This is a genomic window from Hungatella effluvii, assembly GCF_003201875.1.
GTDB classification, from domain to species: domain Bacteria; phylum Bacillota; class Clostridia; order Lachnospirales; family Lachnospiraceae; genus Hungatella; species Hungatella effluvii.
Map to the genome: position 1 here is coordinate 23,553 of NZ_QJKD01000006.1, position 25,055 is coordinate 48,607.

General features: G+C 51.2%; 24 protein-coding genes. All 24 read left to right on the forward strand.

Going from position 1 to position 25,055, the window contains the following annotated elements; all coding sequences use genetic code 11:
* The first annotated feature begins 152 nt into the window (after positions 1-152).
* The 24 genes from DFR60_RS12510 to DFR60_RS12620 all read left to right on the forward strand — a co-directional run bounded on the left by DFR60_RS12510 (position 153) and on the right by DFR60_RS12620 (position 25,004).
* Positions 153-1,520, forward strand: coding sequence for a DUF512 domain-containing protein (locus DFR60_RS12510; RefSeq protein ID WP_110323201.1), 1,368 nt, complete (start codon positions 153-155; stop codon positions 1,518-1,520).
* The gene (gene der / locus DFR60_RS12515) at positions 1,513-2,841 is read left to right on the forward strand and encodes a ribosome biogenesis GTPase Der (protein WP_110323202.1); all 1,329 of its coding nucleotides are present in this window, start codon (positions 1,513-1,515) and stop codon (positions 2,839-2,841) included. Before DFR60_RS12510 ends, der begins: the two co-directional genes overlap by 8 nt.
* A gap of 3 nt (positions 2,842-2,844) precedes the next feature.
* Entirely contained in the window at positions 2,845-3,480 is a 636-nt protein-coding gene (gene plsY / locus DFR60_RS12520; RefSeq protein WP_110323203.1) for a glycerol-3-phosphate 1-O-acyltransferase PlsY, read from the forward strand.
* 17 nt (positions 3,481-3,497) lie between these two features.
* Positions 3,498-4,502, forward strand: a complete 1,005-nt coding sequence (locus tag DFR60_RS12525) for an NAD(P)H-dependent glycerol-3-phosphate dehydrogenase (RefSeq protein ID WP_110323204.1) — start codon at positions 3,498-3,500, stop codon at positions 4,500-4,502.
* Positions 4,503-4,644: 142 nt separating this feature from the next.
* Positions 4,645-5,883 carry an ABC transporter substrate-binding protein gene (locus tag DFR60_RS12530; RefSeq protein WP_110323205.1) on the forward strand — a complete coding sequence of 413 codons (1,239 nt, stop codon included), beginning with the start codon at positions 4,645-4,647 and terminating at the stop codon, positions 5,881-5,883.
* 121 nt (positions 5,884-6,004) lie between these two features.
* Positions 6,005-6,886 (forward strand): branched-chain amino acid ABC transporter permease, encoded by an 882-nt coding sequence (locus DFR60_RS12535; RefSeq protein ID WP_025529313.1) that lies wholly within the window; start codon positions 6,005-6,007, stop codon positions 6,884-6,886.
* 9 nt (positions 6,887-6,895) lie between these two features.
* Positions 6,896-7,990, forward strand: coding sequence for a branched-chain amino acid ABC transporter permease (locus DFR60_RS12540; protein WP_110323206.1), 1,095 nt, complete (start codon positions 6,896-6,898; stop codon positions 7,988-7,990).
* Positions 7,991-7,992: 2 nt separating this feature from the next.
* On the forward strand, positions 7,993-8,751 hold the full coding sequence (locus tag DFR60_RS12545; RefSeq protein ID WP_110323207.1) for an ABC transporter ATP-binding protein: 759 nt from the start codon (positions 7,993-7,995) through the stop codon (positions 8,749-8,751).
* A gap of 12 nt (positions 8,752-8,763) precedes the next feature.
* The gene (locus DFR60_RS12550; RefSeq protein ID WP_002603982.1) at positions 8,764-9,474 is read left to right on the forward strand and encodes an ABC transporter ATP-binding protein; all 711 of its coding nucleotides are present in this window, start codon (positions 8,764-8,766) and stop codon (positions 9,472-9,474) included.
* Positions 9,475-9,715: 241 nt separating this feature from the next.
* Complete coding sequence (gene spoIVA, locus DFR60_RS12555) at positions 9,716-11,191, forward strand: stage IV sporulation protein A (protein WP_110323208.1); 1,476 nt, start codon at positions 9,716-9,718, stop codon at positions 11,189-11,191.
* 104 nt (positions 11,192-11,295) lie between these two features.
* Positions 11,296-12,897, forward strand: coding sequence for an MBL fold metallo-hydrolase RNA specificity domain-containing protein (locus DFR60_RS12560; protein ID WP_110323209.1), 1,602 nt, complete (start codon positions 11,296-11,298; stop codon positions 12,895-12,897).
* Between the two features lie 18 nt (positions 12,898-12,915).
* The gene (gene rnhA, locus DFR60_RS12565) at positions 12,916-13,392 is read left to right on the forward strand and encodes a ribonuclease HI (protein WP_002603986.1); all 477 of its coding nucleotides are present in this window, start codon (positions 12,916-12,918) and stop codon (positions 13,390-13,392) included.
* Positions 13,393-13,496: 104 nt separating this feature from the next.
* Complete coding sequence (locus DFR60_RS12570) at positions 13,497-14,384, forward strand: lysozyme inhibitor LprI family protein (protein ID WP_110323210.1); 888 nt, start codon at positions 13,497-13,499, stop codon at positions 14,382-14,384.
* Between the two features lie 107 nt (positions 14,385-14,491).
* Positions 14,492-15,253 (forward strand): MBL fold metallo-hydrolase, encoded by a 762-nt coding sequence (locus DFR60_RS12575; RefSeq protein ID WP_110323211.1) that lies wholly within the window; start codon positions 14,492-14,494, stop codon positions 15,251-15,253.
* 104 nt (positions 15,254-15,357) lie between these two features.
* Positions 15,358-15,507: a hypothetical protein gene (locus tag DFR60_RS30400; protein ID WP_167437590.1), complete on the forward strand. Its 150-nt coding sequence runs from the start codon at positions 15,358-15,360 to the stop codon at positions 15,505-15,507.
* Between the two features lie 51 nt (positions 15,508-15,558).
* Positions 15,559-18,165: an alanine--tRNA ligase gene (gene alaS, locus DFR60_RS12580; RefSeq protein WP_243005072.1), complete on the forward strand. Its 2,607-nt coding sequence runs from the start codon at positions 15,559-15,561 to the stop codon at positions 18,163-18,165.
* A gap of 138 nt (positions 18,166-18,303) precedes the next feature.
* Complete coding sequence (rpsU, locus tag DFR60_RS12585; protein WP_003504099.1) at positions 18,304-18,480, forward strand: 30S ribosomal protein S21; 177 nt, start codon at positions 18,304-18,306, stop codon at positions 18,478-18,480.
* A 220-nt stretch (positions 18,481-18,700) separates the two neighbouring features.
* Positions 18,701-18,967: a YabP/YqfC family sporulation protein gene (locus DFR60_RS12590; protein ID WP_002603991.1), complete on the forward strand. Its 267-nt coding sequence runs from the start codon at positions 18,701-18,703 to the stop codon at positions 18,965-18,967.
* A gap of 26 nt (positions 18,968-18,993) precedes the next feature.
* The gene (gene yqfD, locus DFR60_RS12595) at positions 18,994-20,241 is read left to right on the forward strand and encodes a sporulation protein YqfD (protein ID WP_110323213.1); all 1,248 of its coding nucleotides are present in this window, start codon (positions 18,994-18,996) and stop codon (positions 20,239-20,241) included.
* Positions 20,228-21,259: a PhoH family protein gene (locus DFR60_RS12600; RefSeq protein ID WP_002603993.1), complete on the forward strand. Its 1,032-nt coding sequence runs from the start codon at positions 20,228-20,230 to the stop codon at positions 21,257-21,259. The genes yqfD and DFR60_RS12600 overlap by 14 nt, the downstream gene beginning before the upstream one ends.
* Entirely contained in the window at positions 21,243-21,740 is a 498-nt protein-coding gene (gene ybeY, locus DFR60_RS12605) for an rRNA maturation RNase YbeY (RefSeq protein WP_002603994.1), read from the forward strand. Before DFR60_RS12600 ends, ybeY begins: the two co-directional genes overlap by 17 nt.
* Positions 21,737-22,891, forward strand: a complete 1,155-nt coding sequence (locus DFR60_RS12610) for a DUF3048 domain-containing protein (RefSeq protein WP_110323214.1) — start codon at positions 21,737-21,739, stop codon at positions 22,889-22,891. The genes ybeY and DFR60_RS12610 overlap by 4 nt, the downstream gene beginning before the upstream one ends.
* Complete coding sequence (locus DFR60_RS12615) at positions 22,881-24,566, forward strand: putative polysaccharide biosynthesis protein (protein WP_110323215.1); 1,686 nt, start codon at positions 22,881-22,883, stop codon at positions 24,564-24,566. Before DFR60_RS12610 ends, DFR60_RS12615 begins: the two co-directional genes overlap by 11 nt.
* 51 nt (positions 24,567-24,617) lie before the next feature.
* Complete coding sequence (locus DFR60_RS12620) at positions 24,618-25,004, forward strand: hypothetical protein (RefSeq protein WP_002603997.1); 387 nt, start codon at positions 24,618-24,620, stop codon at positions 25,002-25,004.
* Positions 25,005-25,055 lie beyond the last annotated feature (51 nt).

Here is a 25,055-nt window from a genome sequence, read left to right on the forward strand (position 1 = left end):
CTAATCTTACATCCATTTATACCATTCTTCGACACAATGCGTCAATAGCAATTCTTACATTTCATGGAAAAAAACAAAAAAGGCTTTCTTTACAAAGATTGATAATATTGTTATGATAGAGAAGATAAAACAGAAGGGAAACAACAGAAAATATGAGCAGAAAAGGACATAAAATAGGGGCTGTGGATCCCGGGTCCATCGCGGAGGCGCTGGAACTGGAGCCTGGCGACTGCGTGTTGTCGATAGACGGCCATGAGCTGGAAGACATTTTCGATTATGAATATTATATTAACAGCGAATCCATCGTCATGGAGGTCAGAAAGGCCGATGGCGAGGAGTGGGAGCTGGAGATAGAAAACGGATATGAGGACCTGGGGATCACCTTTGAGAACGGTCTGATGAGCGAGTACCGCTCCTGCCGGAATCAATGCGTGTTCTGCTTCATCGACCAGATGCCGCCGGGTATGCGCGAGACGCTGTATTTTAAGGACGACGATACCAGGCTGTCCTTCCTGCAGGGCAATTACGTGACGCTGACCAACTTAAGCGATTACGATGTGGAGCGCATCATTAAGTTCAAGCTGGCTCCCATCAACATCTCGGTGCAGACGACCAATTCCGAGCTTCGCTGTGAGATGCTTCACAACCGCTTTGCCGGACAGGCATTAAAGCGGATCGATGAGCTTTACGAAGCCGGAGTCCCCATGAACGGCCAGATCGTTTTATGCAAGGGCTTAAATGACGGGGAGGAGCTGGAACGGACCATAAGAGACTTATCGAAGTATCTGCCTTATATGGAGAGCGTTTCCGTGGTTCCAGTCGGGCTCTCCAAGTTCCGCGACGGACTCTACCCGCTAAGACCTATCGAAAAGGAAGATGCTGCTAAAACCATCGACTTGATCGAGCGGTGGCAGAAGAAGCTCTTTGAGGAACACGGGACCCATTTCATTCACGCCAGCGACGAATTTTACATTCTGGCGGGACGTCCGCTGCCGGAGGAGGAACGGTATGACGGATACATTCAGCTGGAGAACGGCGTAGGAATGCTGAGGCTTCTGGAAGAGGAGGTTGAGTCAGCGCTTCAGGAATTGCAGGGAGATGAGACGGAAGCGGAGATTTCCATTGCCACAGGACAGCTGGCGGCCCCGTTTATTGAGCGCCACGTGAATTCCATCCGCCGGAAATACCCAAACTTTACAATTCACGTGTACCCGATCAGGAATTACTTCTTCGGGGAGCAGATCACAGTGGCCGGACTGGTCACCGGGCAGGACCTGATCGGCCAGCTTAAGGATAAACGTCTGGGGTCGAGACTGCTGCTTCCGGAGTGCATGTTCCGCAGCGGCGAAGAGGTGTTTCTGGACGATATTACCCGCGGCGAATTACAAAAAGCTTTACAAGTAAAGGTAGATATTGTAAAATCAAGCGGTCAGGATTTTGTACAGGCCGTACTTCATCCTGTGGAAGAGGGAAGCCCTTCCTATGAAGGATATGAGTTAAAGGAGATTTCATATGAGTAAACCAGTTGTTGCCATCGTAGGCCGTCCAAATGTCGGGAAGTCTACGTTGTTTAATGTATTGGCCGGAGATACGATATCCATTGTTAAGGATACTCCCGGTGTCACAAGAGACAGAATCTATGCCGACTGTACGTGGCTGGATAAGAATTTTACCCTGATTGATACGGGTGGAATCGAGCCGGACAGCAGCGATATCATCCTGTCCCAGATGAGAGAACAGGCGGAGATCGCCATCGCGACTGCGGACGTCATCGTCTTCATCGTGGATGTGCGCCAGGGCCTGGTGGACGCGGATTCCAAGGTTGCCGACATGCTGCGCAAGTCCAAGAAGCCGGTCGTTCTGGCTGTCAATAAGGTGGACAGCTTCGAAAAGTTCGGCAACGATGTATACGAGTTTTATAATCTCGGCATCGGCGATCCGGTTCCGGTTTCGGCCGCTTCCAGACTCGGTCTGGGCGAGCTGCTCGACGAGGTGGTCAAATACTTCGGCGATAGCACCGAAGAGGAAGAGGAGGATGACAGACCGAGAATTGCCATCGTCGGTAAGCCCAACGTCGGCAAATCCTCCATAATCAACCAGCTGGTGGGAGAAAACCGCGTGATCGTATCCGATATCGCGGGAACCACGAGGGATGCGGTGGATACGGAGATCGTGTATAACGGGACGGAGTACGTCTTTATCGACACGGCCGGACTTCGCCGGAAGAGCCGGATTAAGGAAGAACTGGAACGCTACAGCATCATCCGTACGGTAACCGCGGTAGAACGCGCAGATGTGGTGGTGGTGGTGATTGACGCCACAGAGGGCGTGACAGAACAGGATGCCAAGATCGCCGGCATCGCCCATGAGCGCGGTAAGGGAATCATCGTTGCCGTGAATAAATGGGATGCCATCGAAAAGAATGATAAGACTATTTACGAATACACCAATAAGATTAAGGATACGCTGGCCTTCATGCCGTATGCGGAGTACGTGTTCATCTCGGCGAAGACGGGACAGAGGACGAACCGTCTGTTTGAGCTGATTGACATGGTGAGACAGAACCAGACGCTTCGCGTCGCCACGGGTGTGTTAAACGAGATCATGACAGAAGCGGTAGCCTTACAGCAGCCGCCGTCGGATAAGGGAAAACGCCTGAGACTCTACTATATTACACAGGTAGCGGTGAAGCCGCCGACGTTCGTCATCTTCGTCAATGACAAGAATCTGATGCATTTCTCCTACACGCGGTATATCGAGAATAAGATCAGGGAAGCCTTCGGGTTCAAGGGAACCTCTCTCAAGTTTATTGCCAGAGAGCGCAGCGGAAAGGAACAGTAGGGTATGGAAAGAATCATTTGTCTGGCAGCGGGCTATTTATTTGGCCTGCTTCAGACCGGCTATATTTACGGCAGGCTGAATAAGATTGATATCCGTAATTACGGAAGCGGCAACTCAGGGACAACCAATGCGCTTCGCGTGCTGGGAAAGAAAGCGGGAGCGGTTGTCTTCTTCGGAGACTTTTTAAAGGCGTTTATCCCCTGTATTCTTGTCCGGATCCTTTTTAGGGACCGGCCGGAGATTGCCTGTCTGCTGGTACTCTATACCGGTCTTGGCGTCATTCTGGGACACAACTATCCGTTCTATCTGAATTTTAAGGGCGGAAAGGGAATCGCAGCTACCGCCGGTCTCATCGTAGCCCTGGACTTACGGCTGATGGTAGTGACTCTCCTGGCCTTTGTCCTGATTGTGGCTGTGACGAGGTTCGTCTCACTGGGATCGCTGGTGGTAGCCACGATTTTTCTCGTGTGGATGATTGTTATGGGAAACAACGGCAGCTTTTCTGTACAATCGGGATATCTCCCAGAGTTTTACATAGTTGCGGCTGTGATCAGCGCCCAGGCATTCTGGCGCCACAGGGCCAATATTGTAAGACTGGTTCATGGAAATGAAAACAAAATAAGTTTTGGTAAAAAATAAAAACGAGGTGAAGTATCATGGCAAAGATTGGGATTGTCGGTTCAGGAAGCTGGGGAATCGCTTTGGCTGTTCTCCTGTATAACAACGGTCATCACGTATCCGTATGGTCGGCGCTGCCGGAGGAAATTACGGAGATGAAGACGACTGGGCGCCATCACACTCTGCCGGATCTGGTTCTTCCGGATGGGATGATGTTTACGGAAAGCCTGGAGGAGGTCATGAAGGATAAGGACGTGCTGGTTACAGCCGTTCCTTCCGTCTATGTCCGCTCCACGGCGCAGAAGATGAAGCCTTACTGCAGAGAAAGACAGATTATTGTAAATGTGGCAAAGGGAATTGAGGAATCGACGCTTAAAACGCTTTCCGAGATTCTGGAAGAGGAGCTTCCCATGGCGGACGTCGCGGTTCTGTCGGGACCCAGCCACGCGGAAGAGGTGAGCAAGGGACTTCCCACCACCTGCGTCGCAGGCGCCCACAGCAAAAAGACTGCGGAGTATGTCCAGTCTGTCTTCATGAGTGAGGTGTTCCGCGTCTACACCAGCCCGGATATGCAGGGAATTGAACTGGGCGGATCGCTTAAGAATGTCATCGCTCTGGCCGCCGGTATTGCGGATGGACTGGGATACGGCGACAACACGAAGGCCGCGCTGATCACGAGGGGAATTGCCGAGATTGCCAGGCTGGGAACCGCTATGGGCGGTAAGTTCCAGACCTTCTGCGGACTGTCGGGAATCGGTGATCTGATCGTTACCTGCGCCAGTATGCACAGCCGGAACCGCCGCGCCGGAATCCTGATTGGAAAAGGGTATACCATGGAAGAGGCCATGAAGGAAGTAAAGATGGTGGTGGAAGGCGTCTACTCCGCGAAGGCGGCGCTGAAGCTCTCGGAAAAATATGAGATCGACATGCCCATCGTGGAACAGGTTAATGCAATATTATTCGATGATAAACCAGCCTCTGAGGCCGTAAAAGGCCTGATGCTGCGGGACAAAACCATCGAGAGCTCCGACCTTCCATGGTAAAATATGGATGGAAGATTGAATTTTGAAAGAATATATGGAAATTAGTTGACATTTTAAAAAAGCCATCTTATTATAGAGACTATGTATATATAGTCATAGGAACTGTATATATGAATTTCAAATTCAAGAGGAGGAATGAATTATGAAAAAAACAACAAAGAAGCTGGTAAGCCTTGGCCTGGCTGCCGTTATGGCTGCATCCTTAACTGCATGCGGCGGCAAGAGTGACAATGGCGCGACAACGGCAGGCGCAGCGGAAACGACAGCTGCAGCGGATGCCGGAGCAGCTGAGTCGACAGCAGCTGACCAGACTGCAGGAGGTTCCTTTAAGATCGGCGGAATCGGACCGATTACCGGAGGAACTGCTATTTACGGACAGGCCGTTATGAACGGCGCTGAACTGGCAATCAATGAGATCAATGCGGCCGGCGGTATCGGCGGAGCACAGATCGAGTACAATTTCCAGGATGACGAGAGCGACACAGAAAAAGCGGTCAACGCTTACAACACATTAAAAGACTGGGGTATGCAGATGTTAGTCGGTACGGTTACTTCCGCACCGTGTATCGCTGTAGGCGCAGAGTCCAGCAATGACAACCTGTTCCAGCTGACACCGTCAGGTTCTGCTGTGGACTGTGCGAAGTTTGACAACCAGTTCCGTATCTGCTTCTCCGATCCGAACCAGGGTGCTGCTTCGGCCCAGTATATCGGCGAGAACAAGCTGGCTACCAAAGTGGCAATAATCTATGACAGCTCCGACGTTTATTCATCCGGTATTCATGACAAGTTCATCGCGGAAGCCGCTAACCAGGGCTTTGAAGTGGTAGCTGATGAAGCGTTTACCGCTGACAACAATACGAACTTCTCCGTACAGATTCAGAAGGCACAGGACGCCAGCGCAGAACTGGTATTCCTTCCGATCTACTATCAGCAGGCATCCTTAATTCTGGTGCAGGCAAAGCAGATGGGATACGAACCGGACTTCTTCGGCTGTGACGGCCTGGATGGTCTTTTAACCGTGGAAAACTTCGATACATCCCTGGCAGAGGGCATTATGCTGCTGACACCATTCGCTGCCGATGCACAGGATGATTTGACAAAGAATTTTGTTACTACATATAAAGAGAAATACGGAGACATACCGAACCAGTTTGCTGCCGATGCCTACGATGCAGTATATGCGATCAAGGCTGCCGGAGAAAAAGCGGGCATTACTCCGGATATGGACGCTTCCACAATCTGTGACAAGTTAAAGACAGCCATGACAGAGGTTTCTGTTGACGGATTAACCGGCTTAGGCATGAAGTGGACCGCTGACGGCGAGCCGGAGAAGGCTCCGAAGGCTGTAAAGATCGTAGACGGCGTATACAATGCAATGTAAGTTTATCAGGTAAACACTGCTTGGTATATGACCCAATGGAGGGTCGTCCAGAGGACGACCCTCTTCTTTTCAAATCCAATACCCTCGCGGGAATAAACAACGAATGAGGTGCGATGATATGATGAGTTTCATATCCTATTTTATTAATGGTTTAAGCCTGGGCAGTGTATATGCAATAATTGCTCTGGGATACACCATGGTATATGGTATCGCCAAGATGCTGAATTTCGCTCACGGCGATGTCATCATGATCGGAGGATACGTGGTATTCACCGTTGTCAGCACGATGGGGCTTCCACCGGCTGTTGGCATTCTTCTTGCTGTCATTATATGTACGGTTCTCGGTGTAACCATTGAAAAGGTCGCATACAGACCTCTCCGCATGGCTTCACCTCTGGCTGTCTTAATTACGGCAATCGGTGTCAGCTACTTACTTCAGAACATCGCGCTGCTCGTTTTTGGCTCCAATCCGAAATCCTTTACATCCGTTGTAACGATTCCGGCTTTGAAGCTTGCCGGCGGAAGACTGACGATCTCAGGAGAAACGCTGGTAACCATCGTCTCCTGTATCGTGATTATGATTGTACTGACCACGTTTATCAAGAAGACGAGGGCGGGACAGGCCATGCTGGCTGTCTCCGAAGATAAAGGGGCCGCCCAGCTGATGGGAATCAACGTGGACGGAACGATCGCGCTGACATTTGCCATCGGTTCCGCATTAGCCGCCATCGCGGGTACTTTACTCTGTTCCGCATATCCGACCCTGACGCCGTACACCGGTTCCATGCCGGGAATCAAGGCCTTCGTCGCCGCCGTATTCGGCGGAATCGGCTCCATTCCGGGCGCTTTTATCGGCGGCCTGCTTCTGGGCGTGATCGAGAACCTGAGCAAGGCATATATCTCGTCCCAGCTTTCCGACGCCATCGTTTTCGCAGTCCTGATCATTGTACTTCTTGTAAAGCCTACCGGTATTCTGGGCAAGAAGATTAACGAGAAAGTGTAGGTGGGGGCCATGGGAAAAAGTGGAAAGACGAAGAGTCTGCAGATAAGTAAAACAACAAGAAATAATTTAGTGACCTATGGGATTGTGATAGCAGCCTATATTATTGTAGAGATCCTGATAAATGGGGGGCACTTAAGCAGCCTGATGAAGGGCCTTCTGGTACCGCTCTGTATCTATACGATAATGGCGATTTCTTTAAACCTGACGGTAGGCATACTGGGAGAGCTGAGCCTGGGACACGCAGGTTTCATGTGCGTGGGCGCATTTTCCAGCTCTCTGTTCTCCATCTGTATGCTGGAGGCCATACCCAGTGTGGGAGTCCGTTTTACACTGGCGATTCTGGTGGGCGCTGCGGCCGCGGCTGTAGCCGGCATCATCGTGGGAATCCCGGTATTAAGGCTGAGAGGCGACTATCTGGCCATTGTTACGCTGGCATTCGGTGAGATTATCAAGAATGTGGTCAATGTCATCTATCTGGGAAAGGATGCGAACGGCATCCATGTCTCCATCAAGAACGCCATGGCGCTTAACATGGCGGAAGACGGTCAGATTATCATGAACGGAGCCCAGGGAATCAACGGAACGCCGAAGAACGCCACGTTTACGGTGGGAATTATCCTGATCCTGATCACGCTGTTTATCGTCCTGAATCTGATTCATTCCAGATCGGGCCGCGCCATCATGTCGGTGCGCGACAACCGGATTGCGGCGGAATCCATCGGAATCAACATTACGAAGTACAAGCTGATGGCGTTTACGATATCGGCTTCACTGGCCGGTGTTGCGGGAGTCCTTTATTCCCACAACTTATCGGCACTGACGGCGACACAGAAGAACTTCGGATACAACCAGTCCATCATGATTCTTGTATTCGTTGTGCTGGGTGGAATCGGCAATATCCGCGGTTCCATGATTGCGGCGGTGATCCTGACGCTGCTTCCGGAGCTGCTCCGCGGACTCAATACGTACCGTATGCTGATCTACGCCATCGTCCTGATCGTCATGATGATTTTCAACTGGAGTCCGAAATTCATCGATTTCAGAAAACGTCATTCCCTGAGACGGTATTTTCATAAAAACACGGCAGATAAGGAGGTTTCATAGGCATGGCATTACTTGAAATTAAAAACCTCGGCATCTCTTTCGGCGGACTGCGCGCCGTGGATGATTTCAGCATTACCATCGAGAAGGGCCAGCTCTACGGCCTGATCGGCCCCAACGGCGCCGGTAAGACGACGATATTTAACTTGCTGACCGGTGTGTACAAGCCCAATATGGGAACGATCCAGCTGGACGGCATGAACATCACGGGAAAGAAGACCATGGAGATCAACCGCGCGGGTGTGGCCAGAACCTTCCAGAATATCCGTCTGTTTAAGGAACTGACCGTTCTCGACAACGTAAAAGCAGGCCTTCACAACCAGTATTCCTACTCAACCGCAGCCGGAATTCTGCGCCTTCCCAAGTATTTTAAGGTGGAGAAGACCATGGATGAGAAAGCGGTGGAGCTTTTAAAGGTATTTGATCTGGATAAGGAAAAGGATTACCTGGCCTCCAATCTGCCTTACGGCAAACAGCGGAAGCTGGAGATAGCCCGTGCGCTGGCGACGAACCCGAAGCTTCTGCTTCTCGACGAGCCGGCGGCCGGCATGAACCCTAACGAGACGAAGGAACTGATGGATACCATCCGGTTTGTCCGCGATAATTTCGACATGACCATCCTTCTGATCGAACACGATATGAAACTTGTCTCCGGTATCTGCGAGAAGCTGACAGTGTTAAACTTCGGTCAGGTGCTCGCCCAGGGCAATACGGCAGATGTGTTAAATGACCCGGAGGTCATCAAGGCATATCTGGGAGAATAGGAGGAGACAGGCATGGCAATACTGGAAGTTAAAAATCTGGAAGTATATTACGGCGTCATTAAGGCGTTAAAAGGCATATCCTTTGAAGTAAATGAAGGGGAGATCGTGGCCCTGATCGGAGCCAACGGCGCGGGAAAGACGACGACGCTGCACACGATCACCGGTCTGCTGAAAGCGGCAGGCGGCTCCATCGGCTTTGACGGACGCGATATCACGAAGGTCCGCGGGGACAAAATCGTCGGCATGGGAATGGCTCACGTTCCCGAGGGCAGACGCGTATTCGCGGATCTGACCGTGTTCGAGAATCTGAAGCTGGGCGCCTATACGAGAAAAGACAAGACGGAGATCGAAGAGACGCTGCAGATGATCTACAAGCGCTTTCCGAGACTGCTGGAGCGTAAGAACCAGCCGTCCGGTACCTTAAGCGGCGGTGAACAGCAGATGCTGGCCATGGGGCGCGCGCTGATGTCTCACCCGAAGCTGATCGTCATGGATGAACCGTCCATGGGTCTGTCTCCGATCTACGTAAACGAGATCTTCGACATTATTCAGGAGATCAACAAGTCCGGAACCACGGTGCTTTTGGTGGAGCAGAACGCGAAGAAGGCGCTCTCCATCGCTAACAGGGCCTACGTGCTGGAGACGGGAGACATTGTTCTAAGCGGTGATGCGAAGGAACTGATGAATGATGATTCCGTGAAGAAGGCTTATTTAAGTGAATAGGCTGAAGGATCAATCGGTCTATGGGAGGCCTGTAGGCAGGTCTTGATGTTCCAGGTATGATTACAGAAATTCAAAGTATGATTTCGTGAGTGATTCAGAGAAGCCGGATACGCCTTAATGATTCATGAAAGGAAAGCCCCAGGGTCGGCAGAACCCGGGGCTTTCCTTATGATTAAAAGACTTGCTGGAATATTAAGTGATCCCTCGCATATATTATAACAGCACAGAAGGGGGTATCTTTATGGACAATTTTGATGTATACAGTGATATTAAAGCCCGGACCAATGGAGAGATTTATATAGGCGTTGTAGGACCGGTGCGGACGGGAAAATCCACCTTTATTAAACGGTTTATGGAACTGATGGTGCTGCCGGAAATGGTGGATGAGCATCAGAAAACACAAACGAGAGATGAACTTCCGCAGAGTGCGGCCGGGAAGACGATCATGACGACGGAACCCAAATTCATACCGAAGGAAGCGGCTGAGATCCGGCTGGGCGATGAGATTGAGGCAAAGGTGCGGCTCATCGACTGCGTTGGATTTATGGTCGAAGGAGCTGCCGGACACATCGAAAACGATGAGGAGCGCCTGGTAAAGACCCCGTGGTTTGAATATGAGATTCCCTTTACGAAGGCTGCGGAGATCGGAACGAGAAAGGTCATCAATGACCATTCCACCATCGGTGTCGTGATCACGACGGATGGCACCATCGGGGAACTGAAACGCCCCAACTACATAGCCGCAGAAGAGCGGACCATTACCGAATTAAAGGAGCTTGGAAAACCGTTTATCGTCCTTTTAAACTCCGTAAGGCCGTATTCCGATGAGACCACGGCCCTGGCAAAGGATATGAGGGAGAAATACGGCGTGACCGTTATGCCGGTGAACTGTGAACAGCTGAAAAAGGATGACGTCTATCATATCCTGGAACGCGTGCTGAAGGAATTCCCGGTTACGGAGATGGATTTCTATATCCCCAAATGGCTGGAGATCCTGCCTGCAAGCCACTGGCTGAAATCCCAGATTATCCAGGCCGCCAAGGATATGGTGAAAAAGGTTACCCACATGAAGGATATCACGTCGGATCTGTTTGATGGTGCAACCGAGAGTATCCGGGCCGTAAAGGTACAGAATATGAATATGGCGGACGGAAGCGTTTCCATGGGCATGGACGTGGATGACAGCTATTATTATCAGATCTTAAGCGACTACGTGGGAATCCCCATTGAAGGCGAATACCAGCTGATGCAGACCTTAAGCGATCTTGCAAAGATGCGGGCGGAGTACGAAAAGGTGAACCAGGCCATGAGCCAGGTGCGCTTAAAAGGGTATGGCGTCGTGACGCCGGAACGGTCGGAAATTATCCTGGATGAGCCGGAAGTGATCAAGCACGGCAACAAATACGGCGTTAAGATGCGGGCGGAGGCTCCTTCCATCAATTTGATCAAGGCTCATATCCAGACGGAGATCGCCCCGATTGTCGGCAGCGAACAGCAGGCGGAGGATCTGATCGCCTACATCAAGGAAAATGCCAGAGAGAGCGAGGAAGGCATCTGGAACACCAATATTTTTGGAAAGTCCATCGAACAGATTGTGGAGGATGGAATCTCTGCAAAAGTCTCCCAGCTTACGGAGGACTGTCAGTTAAAGCTTCAGGATACGCTACAGAAGATTATCAACGACAGCAACGGAGGAATGATCTGCATTATCATATAAAATGAGCATGAACGGCAGAAGAGGAGGATGAGGTCTTTCACGAGGTTTCAATTTATGCTATAATAGAAAAATGACCGACAGAAGAAAAATAAGGAGGGCTTTCAATGAAATTAATGTTCATCGGTGCGGACCATGAGGTTACCGGCAGCTGCCACTATTTAGAAGCCGCAGGACTTAAGATTCTGGTGGACTGCGGTATGAAGCAGGGTGTGGACTATTTTGAGAATGCAGAGCTTCCGGTGAGCTATTCGGAGATCGATTACGTGCTCCTGACTCATGCCCATATCGACCATGCCGGGATGCTTCCGTTTATCTATGCGAGAGGGTTCCGCGGAGAAATCATCACCACCGAAGCCACAGCGGATTTGTGCAACATCATGCTGAAGGACAGCGCGCATATCCAGGAATCAGAGGCAGAGTGGAAGAACAGGAAGGCCAGACGAGCCGGGCGGCAGGAAGAAGTGCCGCTGTATGAAATGAATGATGCGGTAGGGGTGTTAAAGCAGTTTAACCCCTGTAATTATGATGAAATAATAAAACTGGAGGAGGGCCTTACCATTCGGTTTACCGATGTCGGACATTTACTGGGGTCTGCCTCCATTGAGGTGTGGATCACAGAGAATGATATCTCAAAGAAGATCGTATTTTCCGGTGATATCGGCAACAAGAACAAGCCGCTGATCCGGGATCCGCAGTATATCCAAAACGCGGATTACGTGGTAATGGAATGTACCTATGGCGATCGGCTTCACGGCCAGATACCGGACCACGTTTCCATTCTCGCGGATATTGTCCAGAGGACGCTGGACCGGGGCGGCAATGTGGTGATTCCCGCATTTGCCGTGGGCAGGACACAGGAGCTTCTCTACATGTTCCGCATCATCAAGGCGGAGCACATGGTGAAGGGCCACGACGGATTCGAGGTCTATGTCGACAGTCCGCTTGCCGTCGAGGCGACCAATGTGTTTAAGGATAATCTGACGGACTGTTACGACGAGGAGACGAAGGCGCTCGTCACGCAGGGGATCAACCCGATCTCATTTGCGGGACTGAAGCTCTCCATTACCAGTGCAGAATCGAGAGATATCAATTTTGACACAAAACCGAAGGTCATCATCTCCGCGGCGGGCATGTGCGACGCGGGCCGGATCAGGCACCATCTAAAGCATAATTTATGGCGGCCTGAGTGTACCATCGTCTTTACGGGATATCAGTCTATCGGGACGTTGGGCAGAAGCCTGCTGGAAGGCGGCCGGGAGGTGAGACTGTTCGGTGAAACCATTCATGTGGAGGCCCACATTGAAAAGATGGATGGAATGAGCGCCCACGCAGATATGGAAGGGCTGATTCAGTGGCTGAATGCATTTGAGGAGAAGCCAGGGGAAGTATTTCTGGTACACGGGAATGATGAAGTGTGCGATTCGTTCAGGCAGGTTTTAAAGGAAGAGTATGGATATCAGGCGGAGGCGCCGTTTTCCGGTTCCGTTTACGACCTGGCCTCCGGCAGATGGCTGGAGCAGAGGGCCGGAGTCGTCGTGACGAAGACGGTGGAGACGGCGAAGCGGGCGGTAGGTGTCTATGCGCGTCTGCTGGCTGCCGGGGAGCGCCTGCTGTCGGTGATCCGCCACAACGAGGGCGGAGCCAACAAGGATCTGGCAAAATTCGCAGACCAGATCAATTCATTGTGCGATAAATGGGACAGATAGCTAGGAGAGTGACATAAGATGGGAAAAGTACTATTGTTTACAGATGGAGCTGCAAGAGGAAATCCGGACGGACCCGGTGGTTACGGAGCTGTGCTTCAGTTCACGGATTCTAAAGGGCAGCTCCATGAGAAGACGCTGTCGGCCGGATATGTGAGGACGACTAACAACCGTATGGAGCTGATGGCTGCGATCGCGGGACTGGAGGCGTTAAACCGGCCCTGCGAGGTGGAGCTGTATTCGGATTCCAAGTATCTGACGGATGCATTTAACCAGCACTGGATCGATAACTGGGTGAAGAACAACTGGAAGCGCGGCAAGAGCGGCCCGGTCAAGAATATCGACCTGTGGGAGAGGCTTTTAAAGGCCATCGAACCCCACCGCGTCACCTTCTGCTGGGTAAAGGGACATGCCGGCCATCCGGAAAATGAGCGGTGTGATACACTGGCGACCACTGCCGCGGATGGGGACAACTTAATGGTGGATGAAGGCCTGTAAAACTTACGTATCTCTTACAATCTCTTACTAATTAACGTACCCTATTTCCTTTCTTTTTTATTTATGATATGGTAATTTTATCAAAGTATGTTAGGATGATTATCATGAATAAAAATAGAGGAATCTGGCTTGTAATCGCTGCCATCCTGATCATCGGAATCGCGGTGACGTTTGCGACCAGCAGATTTATCCGGCAGAACGGCGGCTCTTTAGATACCGTTGCGGTGACGCAGATGCCCGGGACGACAGCGGGCGGCGGCATGCCGCAGGCATATACGGAGGGAGCGGGCACGGAGCTTCCCGCCGCGGCCAGGAAGCGTATGGAAGAAACAGTCCCTGCTGAGGAAGAAGGAGCAGTATCCGGGAACACGGATGAAGCGGCCGCCAGGGCGGCGGTACCGGAACCTGCTTCCTCCCGGATGATGGCGGCAGAGGGAGCGGCGGTGCCTGCTCCGGAATCCATCCTGATGGATGAGAATAAGGAGGCCGCGGATGAAGCGGTCCCGGAAGCAGCGGCAGCAGGAGCGGGAAACAAGGCGGATGCGGCAGCCCCATCCATATCCCCGTTAGGTCCGGGCGGAAGCGCAGTGCTTCAGAGCGACGAGGAGGAAAAGCTGGCCTACTACGAAAAACGTCTGGCAGAGCTGGACGCCCAGGTGCAGAAGATGCGCAGCGAATCCTCTGATTCCACTACGTATTCCATGAAGACGCTGGCCGAGAAGGAGTTTAAGCTCTGGAACATTGAGATGAACACCATTTACGCGGAAATCATGAACGGACTGGACGAGGATGCGAAGGGAAAGCTGGAAAGTGAGCAGCAGACCTGGATGAAGAGCCGGGATACAAAGGCGGAGGAAGCGGCGAGAAAGTACAGCGGAGGTTCTCTGGAAGGCGTCGAATACACGGCCTCCCAGGCCGAGACCACGAGAACAAGGACGTACGATCTCGTGGAAACGTATATTAACTCGCTGCCTGCGGAGAATGAAGGTTAGAAGAAAAAGAATCCCCATACAGAACAGGTGTACCGGTTCTGTATGGGGACTTCGATTTTGTGGAAAAATAACCGCCGGAAAACAAAGGAAAAGGGAGGAAGGATGACGTGGGAAACTGGTTTACGATCGATTCGATTGGTGAAGATACCTTTATGATCAGTGAGTACAGGCACTGGGAGGAGACACACGCATACCTGCTGAACGGCAGTGAACGGAGTCTGCTCATCGACACCGGTCTTGGAATTGAAAATATTTATGAGGAAGTGATCAGGCTGACGGATAAGCCTGTCACGGCCGTGGCCACCCACATTCACTGGGATCATATCGGCGGCCACCGGTATTTTCCGGATTTTTACGTGCAGGAGGAGGAAGTGAGCTGGCTTTCCGGAGGATTTCCTCTGCCGGTTGAACAGGTAAGAAAATCCGTTGCAGAGCACTGTGATTTGCCGGAGGGATTCTCGGTCGATGCGTATGAAGTCTTTCAGGGAAGGCCAGCGAGAGTACTTAAGGATGATGAAATCATTGACATCGGAGGAAGATCGGTGAATGTGCTGCACACGCCGGGCCATTCGCCGGGCCATATGTGTTTTTTTGAGAAGGAGAGAGGCTGGCTTTTTGCGGGCGACCTCGTATATAAGGGCACGTTGTTCGCATACTATCCATCAACCGATCCGCAGGCGTATCGAACCTCCCTGGAACGCGTATCGGCGCTTCCTGTAACACGGGTGTTTCCGGGCCACCACGGTCCCGATTTGCGGCCGGAGTTTCTGGAAGAGGTAAAAAATGCATTTTTGACGCTTCATGCGGAAGGAAAACTGCACCATGGCGGAGGCATGCACCAGTATGACGGCTTTGCCGTGTGGATTTAGGAAATATCACAGAAAATCGGCGGCAACATCTTGATAAATAAAATTCGATATGATAGGATAGTACAATGAGTTTGGCTAATGTATTAAGAACGGAGGTTGAATCTATGACAGCAATTTTAGCAAGTTTTCTGCAGACAGCAATCAAGTTTCTGTTTTTCCTTGCAGTGGCAGGAGGGGGAATCGTGTGCGGCAAGAAGTACAGAGACTACAAGGATGCGAAGAATGCAGGCAGTGCGACAGAAGAAAGTAAATAACTAACGGAGGACAGTAACGTGAACAAGACAGGTGTGAATGAACTGAGGAGAATGTTCCTTGAATTTTTTGAGAGTAAGGGACATCTGGCGATGAAAAGCTTCTCCCTGGTTCCGCATAATGATAACAGCTTATTGTTAATCAACTCAGGTATGGCGCCTTTAAAGCCATATTTTACAGGACAGGAGATACCGCCGAGAAAGCGTGTGACCACCTGCCAGAAGTGTATCAGAACCGGAGATATCGAGAATGTGGGAAAGACCGCCCGTCACGGCACCTTCTTTGAGATGCTGGGCAATTTCTCCTTTGGAGATTATTTTAAGACGGAAGCGATCCGCTGGTCCTGGGAGTTTTTGACAGAGGTTGTAGGACTGGATCCGGACAGGTTATATCCATCCGTCTACTTGGACGACGACGAGGCTTTCGATATCTGGAATAAGGAAATCGGCATTGCCCCGGAACGTATCTTCCGCTTCGGCAAGGAAGACAACTTCTGGGAGCATGGAGCAGGCCCCTGCGGACCGTGTTCTGAAATCTATTATGACCGCGGGGAGAAGTACGGCTGCGGAAAGCCGGGCTGCACCGTGGGCTGTGAATGTGACCGTTACATGGAAGTATGGAACAACGTATTTACCCAGTTCGAGAATGACGGACACGGCAATTACGAGGAACTGGACCAGAAGAATATCGATACCGGCATGGGTCTCGAGCGTCTGGCCGTGGTGGTTCAGGATGTGGATTCCATCTTTGATGTGGACACCATCAAGGCTCTGTTAAACAAGGTTGCAGAGCTTGCCCGCACGGAGTATCAGAAGGATGCATCGGTTGACGTTTCCCTGCGTCTGATCACAGACCACGTCCGTTCCTGCACCTTTATGATTTCCGACGGCATCATGCCATCCAACGAAGGACGCGGATACGTGCTGCGCCGTCTGCTTCGGAGAGCGGCCCGCCACGGAAGGCTGCTCGGCATCGAGGGAAGATTCCTCGCGGAGCTTTCCAAGACCGTAATCGAACTTTCCAGAGACGGATATCCGGAGCTGGAAGAGAAGAGAGCCATGATCTTAAAGGTTCTGACTGAGGAAGAGGATAAGTTTAACCGGACTATCGACCAGGGACTTGCCATTCTCGGCGAGATGGAAGAGAAGATGTCCGCCTCAGGCAAGACGGTGCTGGACGGTGAGGATGCATTTAAGCTCTATGATACTTACGGATTCCCGCTGGATTTAACGAGAGAAATTCTGGAAGAGAAGCATTTTGAGATCGATGAGGATGGCTTTAAGAAGGCCATGCAGGAACAGCGTGAGAAGGCCAGAGCGGCCAGAAAGACCACGAACTACATGGGCGCTGATGTGACGGTGTACCAGTCCATCGATCCTGCGCTCACCACGGAATTTGTCGGATACGACAAGCTTGCCTGCGATTCTAAGATTACCGCTCTGACGACAGAGACGGATCTGGTGGAAGCGCTGACGGATGGCGAGACCGGCACGATTGTGACGGAAGAGACTTGCTTTTATGGCACCATGGGCGGCCAGCAGGGCGATAAGGGTGTGATTGTCAGCGCAAACGGCGAGTTTGCGGTGGAAGACACCATTCATTTACAGGGCGGCAAAGTCGGCCATGTGGGCAGGATGAAGAAGGGCATGTTCCAGATCGGCGACGCAGTCACCTTAAAGGTCTGTGAAGAGAGCCGTATGAGCACCGGCAGGAACCACAGCGCGACCCATCTGCTTCAGAAGGCGCTCCGCACCGTTTTGGGCGAGCACGTGGAGCAGGCAGGTTCCTATGTGGATGAAGACCGTCTTCGTTTCGACTTCACTCATTTCTCCGCCATGACACCGGATGAGATTAAAAAGGTGGAATGCCTTGTCAATGAGAAGATCAAAGAAGCGCTGCATGTAAAGACAGAGGTTATGAGCCTTGATGAGGCGAAGAAGTCTGGCGCCATGGCTCTGTTTGGCGAGAAGTACGGGGATAATGTCCGCGTGGTGAAGATGGGGGATTTCTCCACGGAGCTATGCGGCGGTACCCATATTTCCAATACAGGTGTGATCGGCTCCTTTAAGATCTTATCTGAGACGGGAATCGCAGCCGGCGTGCGCAGAATCGAAGCCCTGACGGGCGACGGCCTGATGAAGTATTATCAGGATGCGGAGACCGAGCTTCACGAGGCGGCGAAGGCGGCGAAGGCCACGCCTCAGACACTGACAGCAAAGATTGAAGCCATGCTTGAGGAGATCAAAGCGCTCCATTCTGAAAATGAAAAGTTAAAGAGCAGACTGGCCAAGGACTCCCTGGGAGATGTTATGGACCAGGTGAAGGAGATCGGCGGTGTCAAGGTTCTGGCTACGAAGGTTACCGATGTAGACATGAACGGTTTAAGAAACCTGGGAGACCAGTTAAAGGATAAGCTGGGTGAAGGCGTGATCGTACTGGCTTCCGTCATGGATGGAAAAGTGAACTTAATGGCAACCGCTACGGAGGAAGCGCAGAAGAAGGGTGCACATGCAGGCAACTTAATCAAGGCTGTCGCAGGACTCGTTGGCGGCGGCGGCGGTGGAAGGCCGAATATGGCCCAGGCCGGCGGTAAGAATCCGGCCGGAGTTGACGCGTGTCTGGAAGAGGTTTATAAAGTGATGGAAGGCCAGATGAAATAAGTAAGAATTTTCCCAGAAAAAAATGAAATTTTCCTTGACGAATGGGAAAATTATGCTATAATCATATCAGTGCTATAAAATACCCAAACAGTTGTATTATGCACAAGTACACAACTGGAGGGAGGTTAGGTGTGAGCTATGTCAAATGTAATCGTTAAAGACAACGAGAGCTTAGATAGCGCTTTACGCAGATTCAAAAGAAACTGTGCGAAAGCAGGTATCCAGCAGGAAATTCGTAAGAGAGAGCATTACGAAAAGCCAAGCGTAAGACGTAAGAAAAAGTCTGAAGCTGCAAGAAAACGTAAATATAACTAATAATTAATTAGTCAAACAAGGTTAGTCCCTGGTCATTTTATGATCAGGGATTTCTTTGTTTGTAACAGTTCAGCCCCCGCTTCCGGCTGTCGCGGTCCGGCCCGCGACAGCCGGAAGTGGGGGCTGAACTGTTACATTTGTTTACTTTCACTTTAGCCTGCATAATCGGACGCCGTTTTTGCATATAGTATAATATCATTGGCTGAAAGGCAGAAACGATATGTTCGAAGAGATGAAGTTTAGTGCAGCTGAGAACTTAAAGCTTCCGAAGGATGTGGTCCTGGGCGAAGTGCTGGTATCTTTTCTGGGGCGCCACAGTGTTGTGATTGAAAATTACCGCGGTATCATTCTCTATACAGATACCCTGATCAAGCTCCAGGCAAAGACGTGCCGCGTGGCGGTATCGGGAAGCCGCCTTGTGATTGAATATTATACGAATGAGGAGATGAAGATTAACGGACTCATTAAATCCATGGAGTTTGAATAAGGATAGAAAAACAAGGAGGTACCACCGTGATTGTAACATGGCTTAACCACCGGATGTCCGGTTATCTGTTCGTGGAGATGACGGGATTTTCTCCGGAACGTTTCTTTAATATGTGCAGCGTTCATGAGATAGAAATCTGGGGAGTGTCCGATACAGGCCATTCCTATCGCTTTTATATGACCGTGAAAGGGTTTAGGAAGATAAAACCCATTGTCCGGAAATCGAAGGTCAGACTTAAGGTACTGGGAAAGTTTGGACTTCCTTTTTTTTTATACAGAAACAGGAAGCGAAAGCTTTACGCGGCCGGGATGGTGTCCTTTTTTGCCCTGCTTTACATACTCTCCATCTTTATCTGGGATATCGAGTTTGACGGAAATCACATGTATACGTATGACACCCTTTTGAAATACTGTGAAACAGAGGATATCCGCTATGGCATGATAAAATCAAAGATCGACTGCGACGCCCTGGAAGAATCGCTGCGGAGCGCATTTCCGGAAATTACCTGGGTGTCGGCCAGGGTATCGGGAACACGTCTTCTGGTTAAGATAAAGGAGAACGAGGTCCTCTCAGAAATACCCGCAAAGGATGAGTCACCCTGCGACATCGTAGCGTCAAAGGACGGCGTGATCACCTCCATGATCGTGCGCCAGGGCGTTCCGGCGGTTTCCGTGGGGGATGAGGTAAAGAAGGGCGATGTGCTGGTGAGCGGCACGCTCCACGTCATCGGCGACGGCGAGGAAATCATGAACACGCACTATGTCCATTCCGACGCGGATATTACGGCGCGGACGGAATACCATATCACGAGGCAGATGCCGCTGTTTAAGCGCGTGGACGTGGAAACCGGGAGAATACGCCGCGGGAAGTATGCAAAGGTATTTCAGTATTCCCTGATGCTGATACGCCCGAAGCAGGAGGGAACCACCTGGAAGGTGACCATGGAAGAGGATCAGCTTCACCTGTTTCAGAATTTTTATCTGCCCATATATCTCGGCGATATCACGGCTAAAGAGTACATTTCCTACGAGCGCCCCTACACGGAGGAGGAGAAAAATCAGGCGGCTGAAACCATCAACGAGAATTTGAAAAAAAATTTATTGGAAAAAGGGGTACAAATTCTGGAAAATCATGTTAAAATACTAGATAATGAATCTTTATGCCAAATTGCCATCGATATTGTGGCAGAGGAACCTGTGGGGGAACGGACGAGCGTAGAGATACCAATTAATCAGGAACAAGAGGAGACGAAAGAGTCCAATGAGCGTAATTGAGACAATCATAGATATACCGGCTGAACACGAGAAGAATGTCTGCGGACAGTTTGACAGCTATTTGAAGAAAATAGAGAGGACTCTTCATGTTACCATGATCGAACGCGACGGCGCGCTGAAGATTATCGGCCCGGAACAGATGGTGCAGAAGGCGAAGAGCGTATTTAATAATCTGATCGAGCTGTCGAAGCGTGGAAATGCGATCACGGAGCAGAATGTGGATTATGCCCTGTCCCTGTCCTTCTCGGAGAGTGACGGACAGATTCTGGAGATTGACAAGGACATCATCTGCAGGACCATTACAGGTAAGCCGGTGAAGCCGAAGACCATGGGGCAGAAGCAGTATGTGGATCAGATCAGGAAAAAGATGATCGTATTCGGAATCGGCCCGGCCGGTACCGGCAAGACGTACCTTGCCATGGCCATGGCGATCCAGGCCTTTAAAAACGGTGAGGTGAGCCGGATTATCCTGACACGTCCGGCCATTGAGGCGGGAGAGAAGCTGGGCTTTCTGCCCGGCGATTTACAGAGCAAGATTGATCCGTATTTACGGCCGCTCTACGATGCGCTGTATCAGATTATGGGCGCGGAGAGCTACTTACACAATGCGGAGAAAGGGCTGATCGAGGTGGCGCCCCTCGCTTATATGCGGGGCCGTACACTCGACAACGCCTATATAATCCTGGATGAGGCGCAGAACACCACGCCGGCGCAGATGAAGATGTTCCTGACGAGAATCGGATTCGGTTCCAAGGTCATCGTCACCGGTGACCAGACGCAGAAGGATCTGCCGGCCGGAGCCGTATCCGGTCTGGATACCGCGGTCCGCGTGCTGAAACGCATCGATGACATCGGCTTCTGTTACTTAAACAGCAGCGACGTAGTGCGCCATCCGCTGGTCCAGAAAATAGTACAGGCTTACGACGAATACGAGACAAAGAAAAAACCTGCAGAGAAAGAACGAAAGACAACAAAAGCCCCCGGAGGCAGAAAGGCACGTTATGACGATTCATATTGAGTATGAGACGGAAGAGGAGTTAAAGCTTCCGTATGAGGAGATCATCACCGCTGTGGTGAACGAGGCACTGGATTATGAGAACTGCCCTTATGAGGCGGAGGTGAATGTGCTCCTTACGGATGACGAGGACATCCGGCAGATCAATAAAGAATACCGGGAGATCGATCGTGCGACCGATGTGTTGTCGTTTCCAATGGCCGATTACGACAGCCCGTCGGATTTTGACCGTCTGGAAGACATGGCAAGCGATTACTTCAATCCGGAGACAGGGGAGCTGCTGCTGGGAGACATCGTCATTTCCGTGGACAAGGTGAAAGAGCAGGCGGAAAAATACGGCCATTCCGAGACTCGGGAGCTGGCATTCTTAGTGGCGCACAGTATGCTGCATCTGTGCGGCTACGATCACATGGTGGATGAGGAACGTCTTGTCATGGAGAAAAAGCAGGAAGAGATTCTGAAACGAGGGGGATACGAGCGATGAAGAAACGGGCATGGTTCTGTGCGGCCGGACTGATCCTTTTGATGGGAACGGTGACCGGATGCCAGGGAAAATATCAGGAGGTGGCTGTGACGGACGCCTCGGCAGAGACGGACACCACGCCCGCCCCTACGAAAGAGATTAAGATTGAGACTACCACGGAGGCTCCTGCGGAGGAAGCTGTGGAAACCGGCGACTGGTATACCTTCGAGGAGCGCATCGAGCAGGACGGAAAGATCAGAAGCTATCTGACTGGTAAGATGGTGGATACGGCGATCGGAAACCGCCGGCCCATTGCGATTATGATGAGCAATGATAAGGAGTCGCTGCCGCAGTACGGCATCAACCGGGCGGATATCGTGTATGAGGCCCCTGTGGAGGGCGGCATGAACCGTTACATGGCCATTATCGAGAATTACGACGATCTGGACAGAATCGGTTCCGTGAGAAGCTGCCGGACGTATTATACATACTTTGCCCGCGAGTTTGACGCCATTTACGCTCACTACGGGCAGAGCACCTTTGCCAAGCCGTATCTGGCCAATGTGGACAACATCAACGGGCTGGATGGAATCGGCACCGTGGCGTATTATAGGACGAAGGACCGTAAATCACCTCACAATGCGTATTCCAGCGGAGAACGGCTGAACAAGGCGATCGCCCAGCTGGGATACTCAGAGAGCTACAGCGCGGATTACAGGGGCCATTACCGCTTTGCGAAAACGGGCCATGAGGTGACGCTGGACGGAGCGCCCAGTGTGATGGAAGCAGCCAGGGTCTATCCGGGCTACGTGATGAATAAGCCGTGGTTTGAATATAACGAGAGCGACGGCTTATACTACCGGTATCAGTACGGGGCGGCCCATAAAGGCAATGAAGGCCCGATCGCCGTGAAGAATGTTCTTTTCCAGTACTGCCCGTCAGGGCACTACGCCACCACGGATTATCTGGATATCAATGTCCACGACGACTCCTACGGGCTCTATGCCACGGAGGGGAAGGCGATTCCGGTGAAGTGGACGAAGGACGGGGAGTTCGGCCTGACACATTATTACGACATGGAGAATAACGAGGTGATTCTGAATCAGGGAAAGACGTGGATATGCGTTATTTCTGCACAGGATTCCTCAAATGTAGAGGTTTATGGAAAATAACAGGATAAGCAGAAGCAGAAAAAAGCCTGAGAAAAAGGGCGCGTCAAATTTTATCATACAGGGAACGATTCTTGCGGCGGCGGGAATCATTGTGCGTCTGATCGGGATGCTGTACCGGATTCCCCTTGCCAACATTCTGGGGGATGAGGGAAACGGATACTACAGTTCGGCTTTTACCATCTATTCTATCTTGCTGATTGTCTCCTCCTACAGCCTCCCAACGGCTGTTTCGAAGATGATCGCGACGAAGAATGCCAGGAAAGAGTATAAGAATTCGGTCCGTATTTTAAAGGCAGCTCTGTTTTATGGCACGGTAGTCGGAGGGATCGGAGCCGCAGTTTTGTGGTTTGGTGCTGATTTCTTCGCCACCCGTTTCTTAAACATGCCGTATACCAGATACGCGCTCAAGACGCTGGCTCCTACCATATGGGTCATAGCGTATCTCGGTGTGTTCCGCGGATATTTTCAGGGCTTGGGAACGATGATTCCCACGGCCCTTTCGCAGATTTTTGAGCAGATTATCAATGCCGTTATCAGTATTGTGGCGGCGGAACGGCTGTTCAACGCAGGATTAAAGGCAAACCTGGTTCATGAAACCACAGAGTTTTCCTTTGCCTTCGGAGCCGCCGGCGGCACCATCGGTACAGGAGCGGGCGCGGTGGCAGGGCTTCTGTTCCTGCTTTTTCTAATGGCGAGTTACCGGCCTGTCATGATGAGGCAGGCAAAGCGTGACCGGACCAGACGAAGAGACAGTTACGGCGAGATCTCTTCCGTTCTGCTGATGACTGTTCTTCCCATTGTGATGAGCAGTGTGGCTTACAACATCAGCACGGTCATCGATAACAGCATCTATGGAAAAGGAATGGCGTTTCTCGGAATGGGAGCGTCGGAGGTAGTCTCAACCTGGGGCGTTTATGCCGGAAAATACCACCTGCTGTTTAATATTCCGGTGGCCATAGCCAATTCGCTGGCTTCCTCCCTGATTCCGTCCCTGTCGCGGGCAGTGGCAGGCAAAAACCGCGGACAGATCGTGAGCAAGGTTTCCATGGTCATTCGCTTTTCCATGGTGATTGCGATCCCGGCCACGGTAGGGCTTACCGTGCTTGCAGGCCCCGTGTGCAATCTGCTGTTCAGCCGTTACGATAACACCAACTTAATCCGCATGATGATGTACGGTTCGCTGGCTGTCGTATTCTTCTCCCTGTCTACGGTTACCAACGCCGTTCTGCAGGGAATCAACCATATGCAGACACCGCTTAAGAACGCAGTGATCTCGCTTGTGCTCCATATCCTTGTGCTCTGCGTCATGCTGTTCGGATTTAAGATGGGGATCTACAGTGTGGTATATTCCAACATTCTGTTTGCACTCTTCATGTGTATCCTGAATGGAATCTCTATCAGACGGTTCTTGAATTACAAGCAGGAGATGAAGAAGACGTTTATTCTTCCGACCATCGCCTCCGGCATCATGGGCGGGGCGGCTTACGGCGTCTACAAGCTGGTTCATATGACGGTCAAGAGCAATACGATCGGCGTGCTTCTGGCGATTGTGGTGGCGGTTATGGTCTACGGCGTCCTGCTTTTGAAGCTGCGCTGTGTGGACGAGACAGAGCTTGCCGGTATGCCCGGCGGTACGAAACTGGTAAGAATCGCACAGAAATGCCATTTGATGTGATTAAAATGAGAGAAGAAAGCAGATACTATACTTCGAAGGAGGTATTATCCTATGAAGAAGTATATGTTCTGCTTTCTTTTATTTGCAGCCACTTCGCTTCTCTGCCTCGGAATCGGTTTTGTCATTACCAAGGACAGCGTGCAGCCGGAGGAGGCCATACCCGGAGCGACTCTGGAGACGGAGACCGTGACGGAGGACCAGATCGTCATCAATCAGGAGAAGGTGTCGCCTGCGCCGGAGAAGGAAAAGGAGAAATTTTATCTCGTATCGGAAGATGGTTATCTGCTTGTCCTGTATCAGGATAAGACGACGATCTGCCTGTATACCCATATGCCGGTCACCGATTTCCCGGAGGAGGAGCGGGGCCGTCTTATGGATGGCATCTGGTTCTCCTCTATGATTGAGGTGTTTAACTATCTGGAGTCGTATACGAGCTAGAGTGTGTCTGACCGAATGGACCAAAACACAGGACTCGTCAGGAAAAATAAT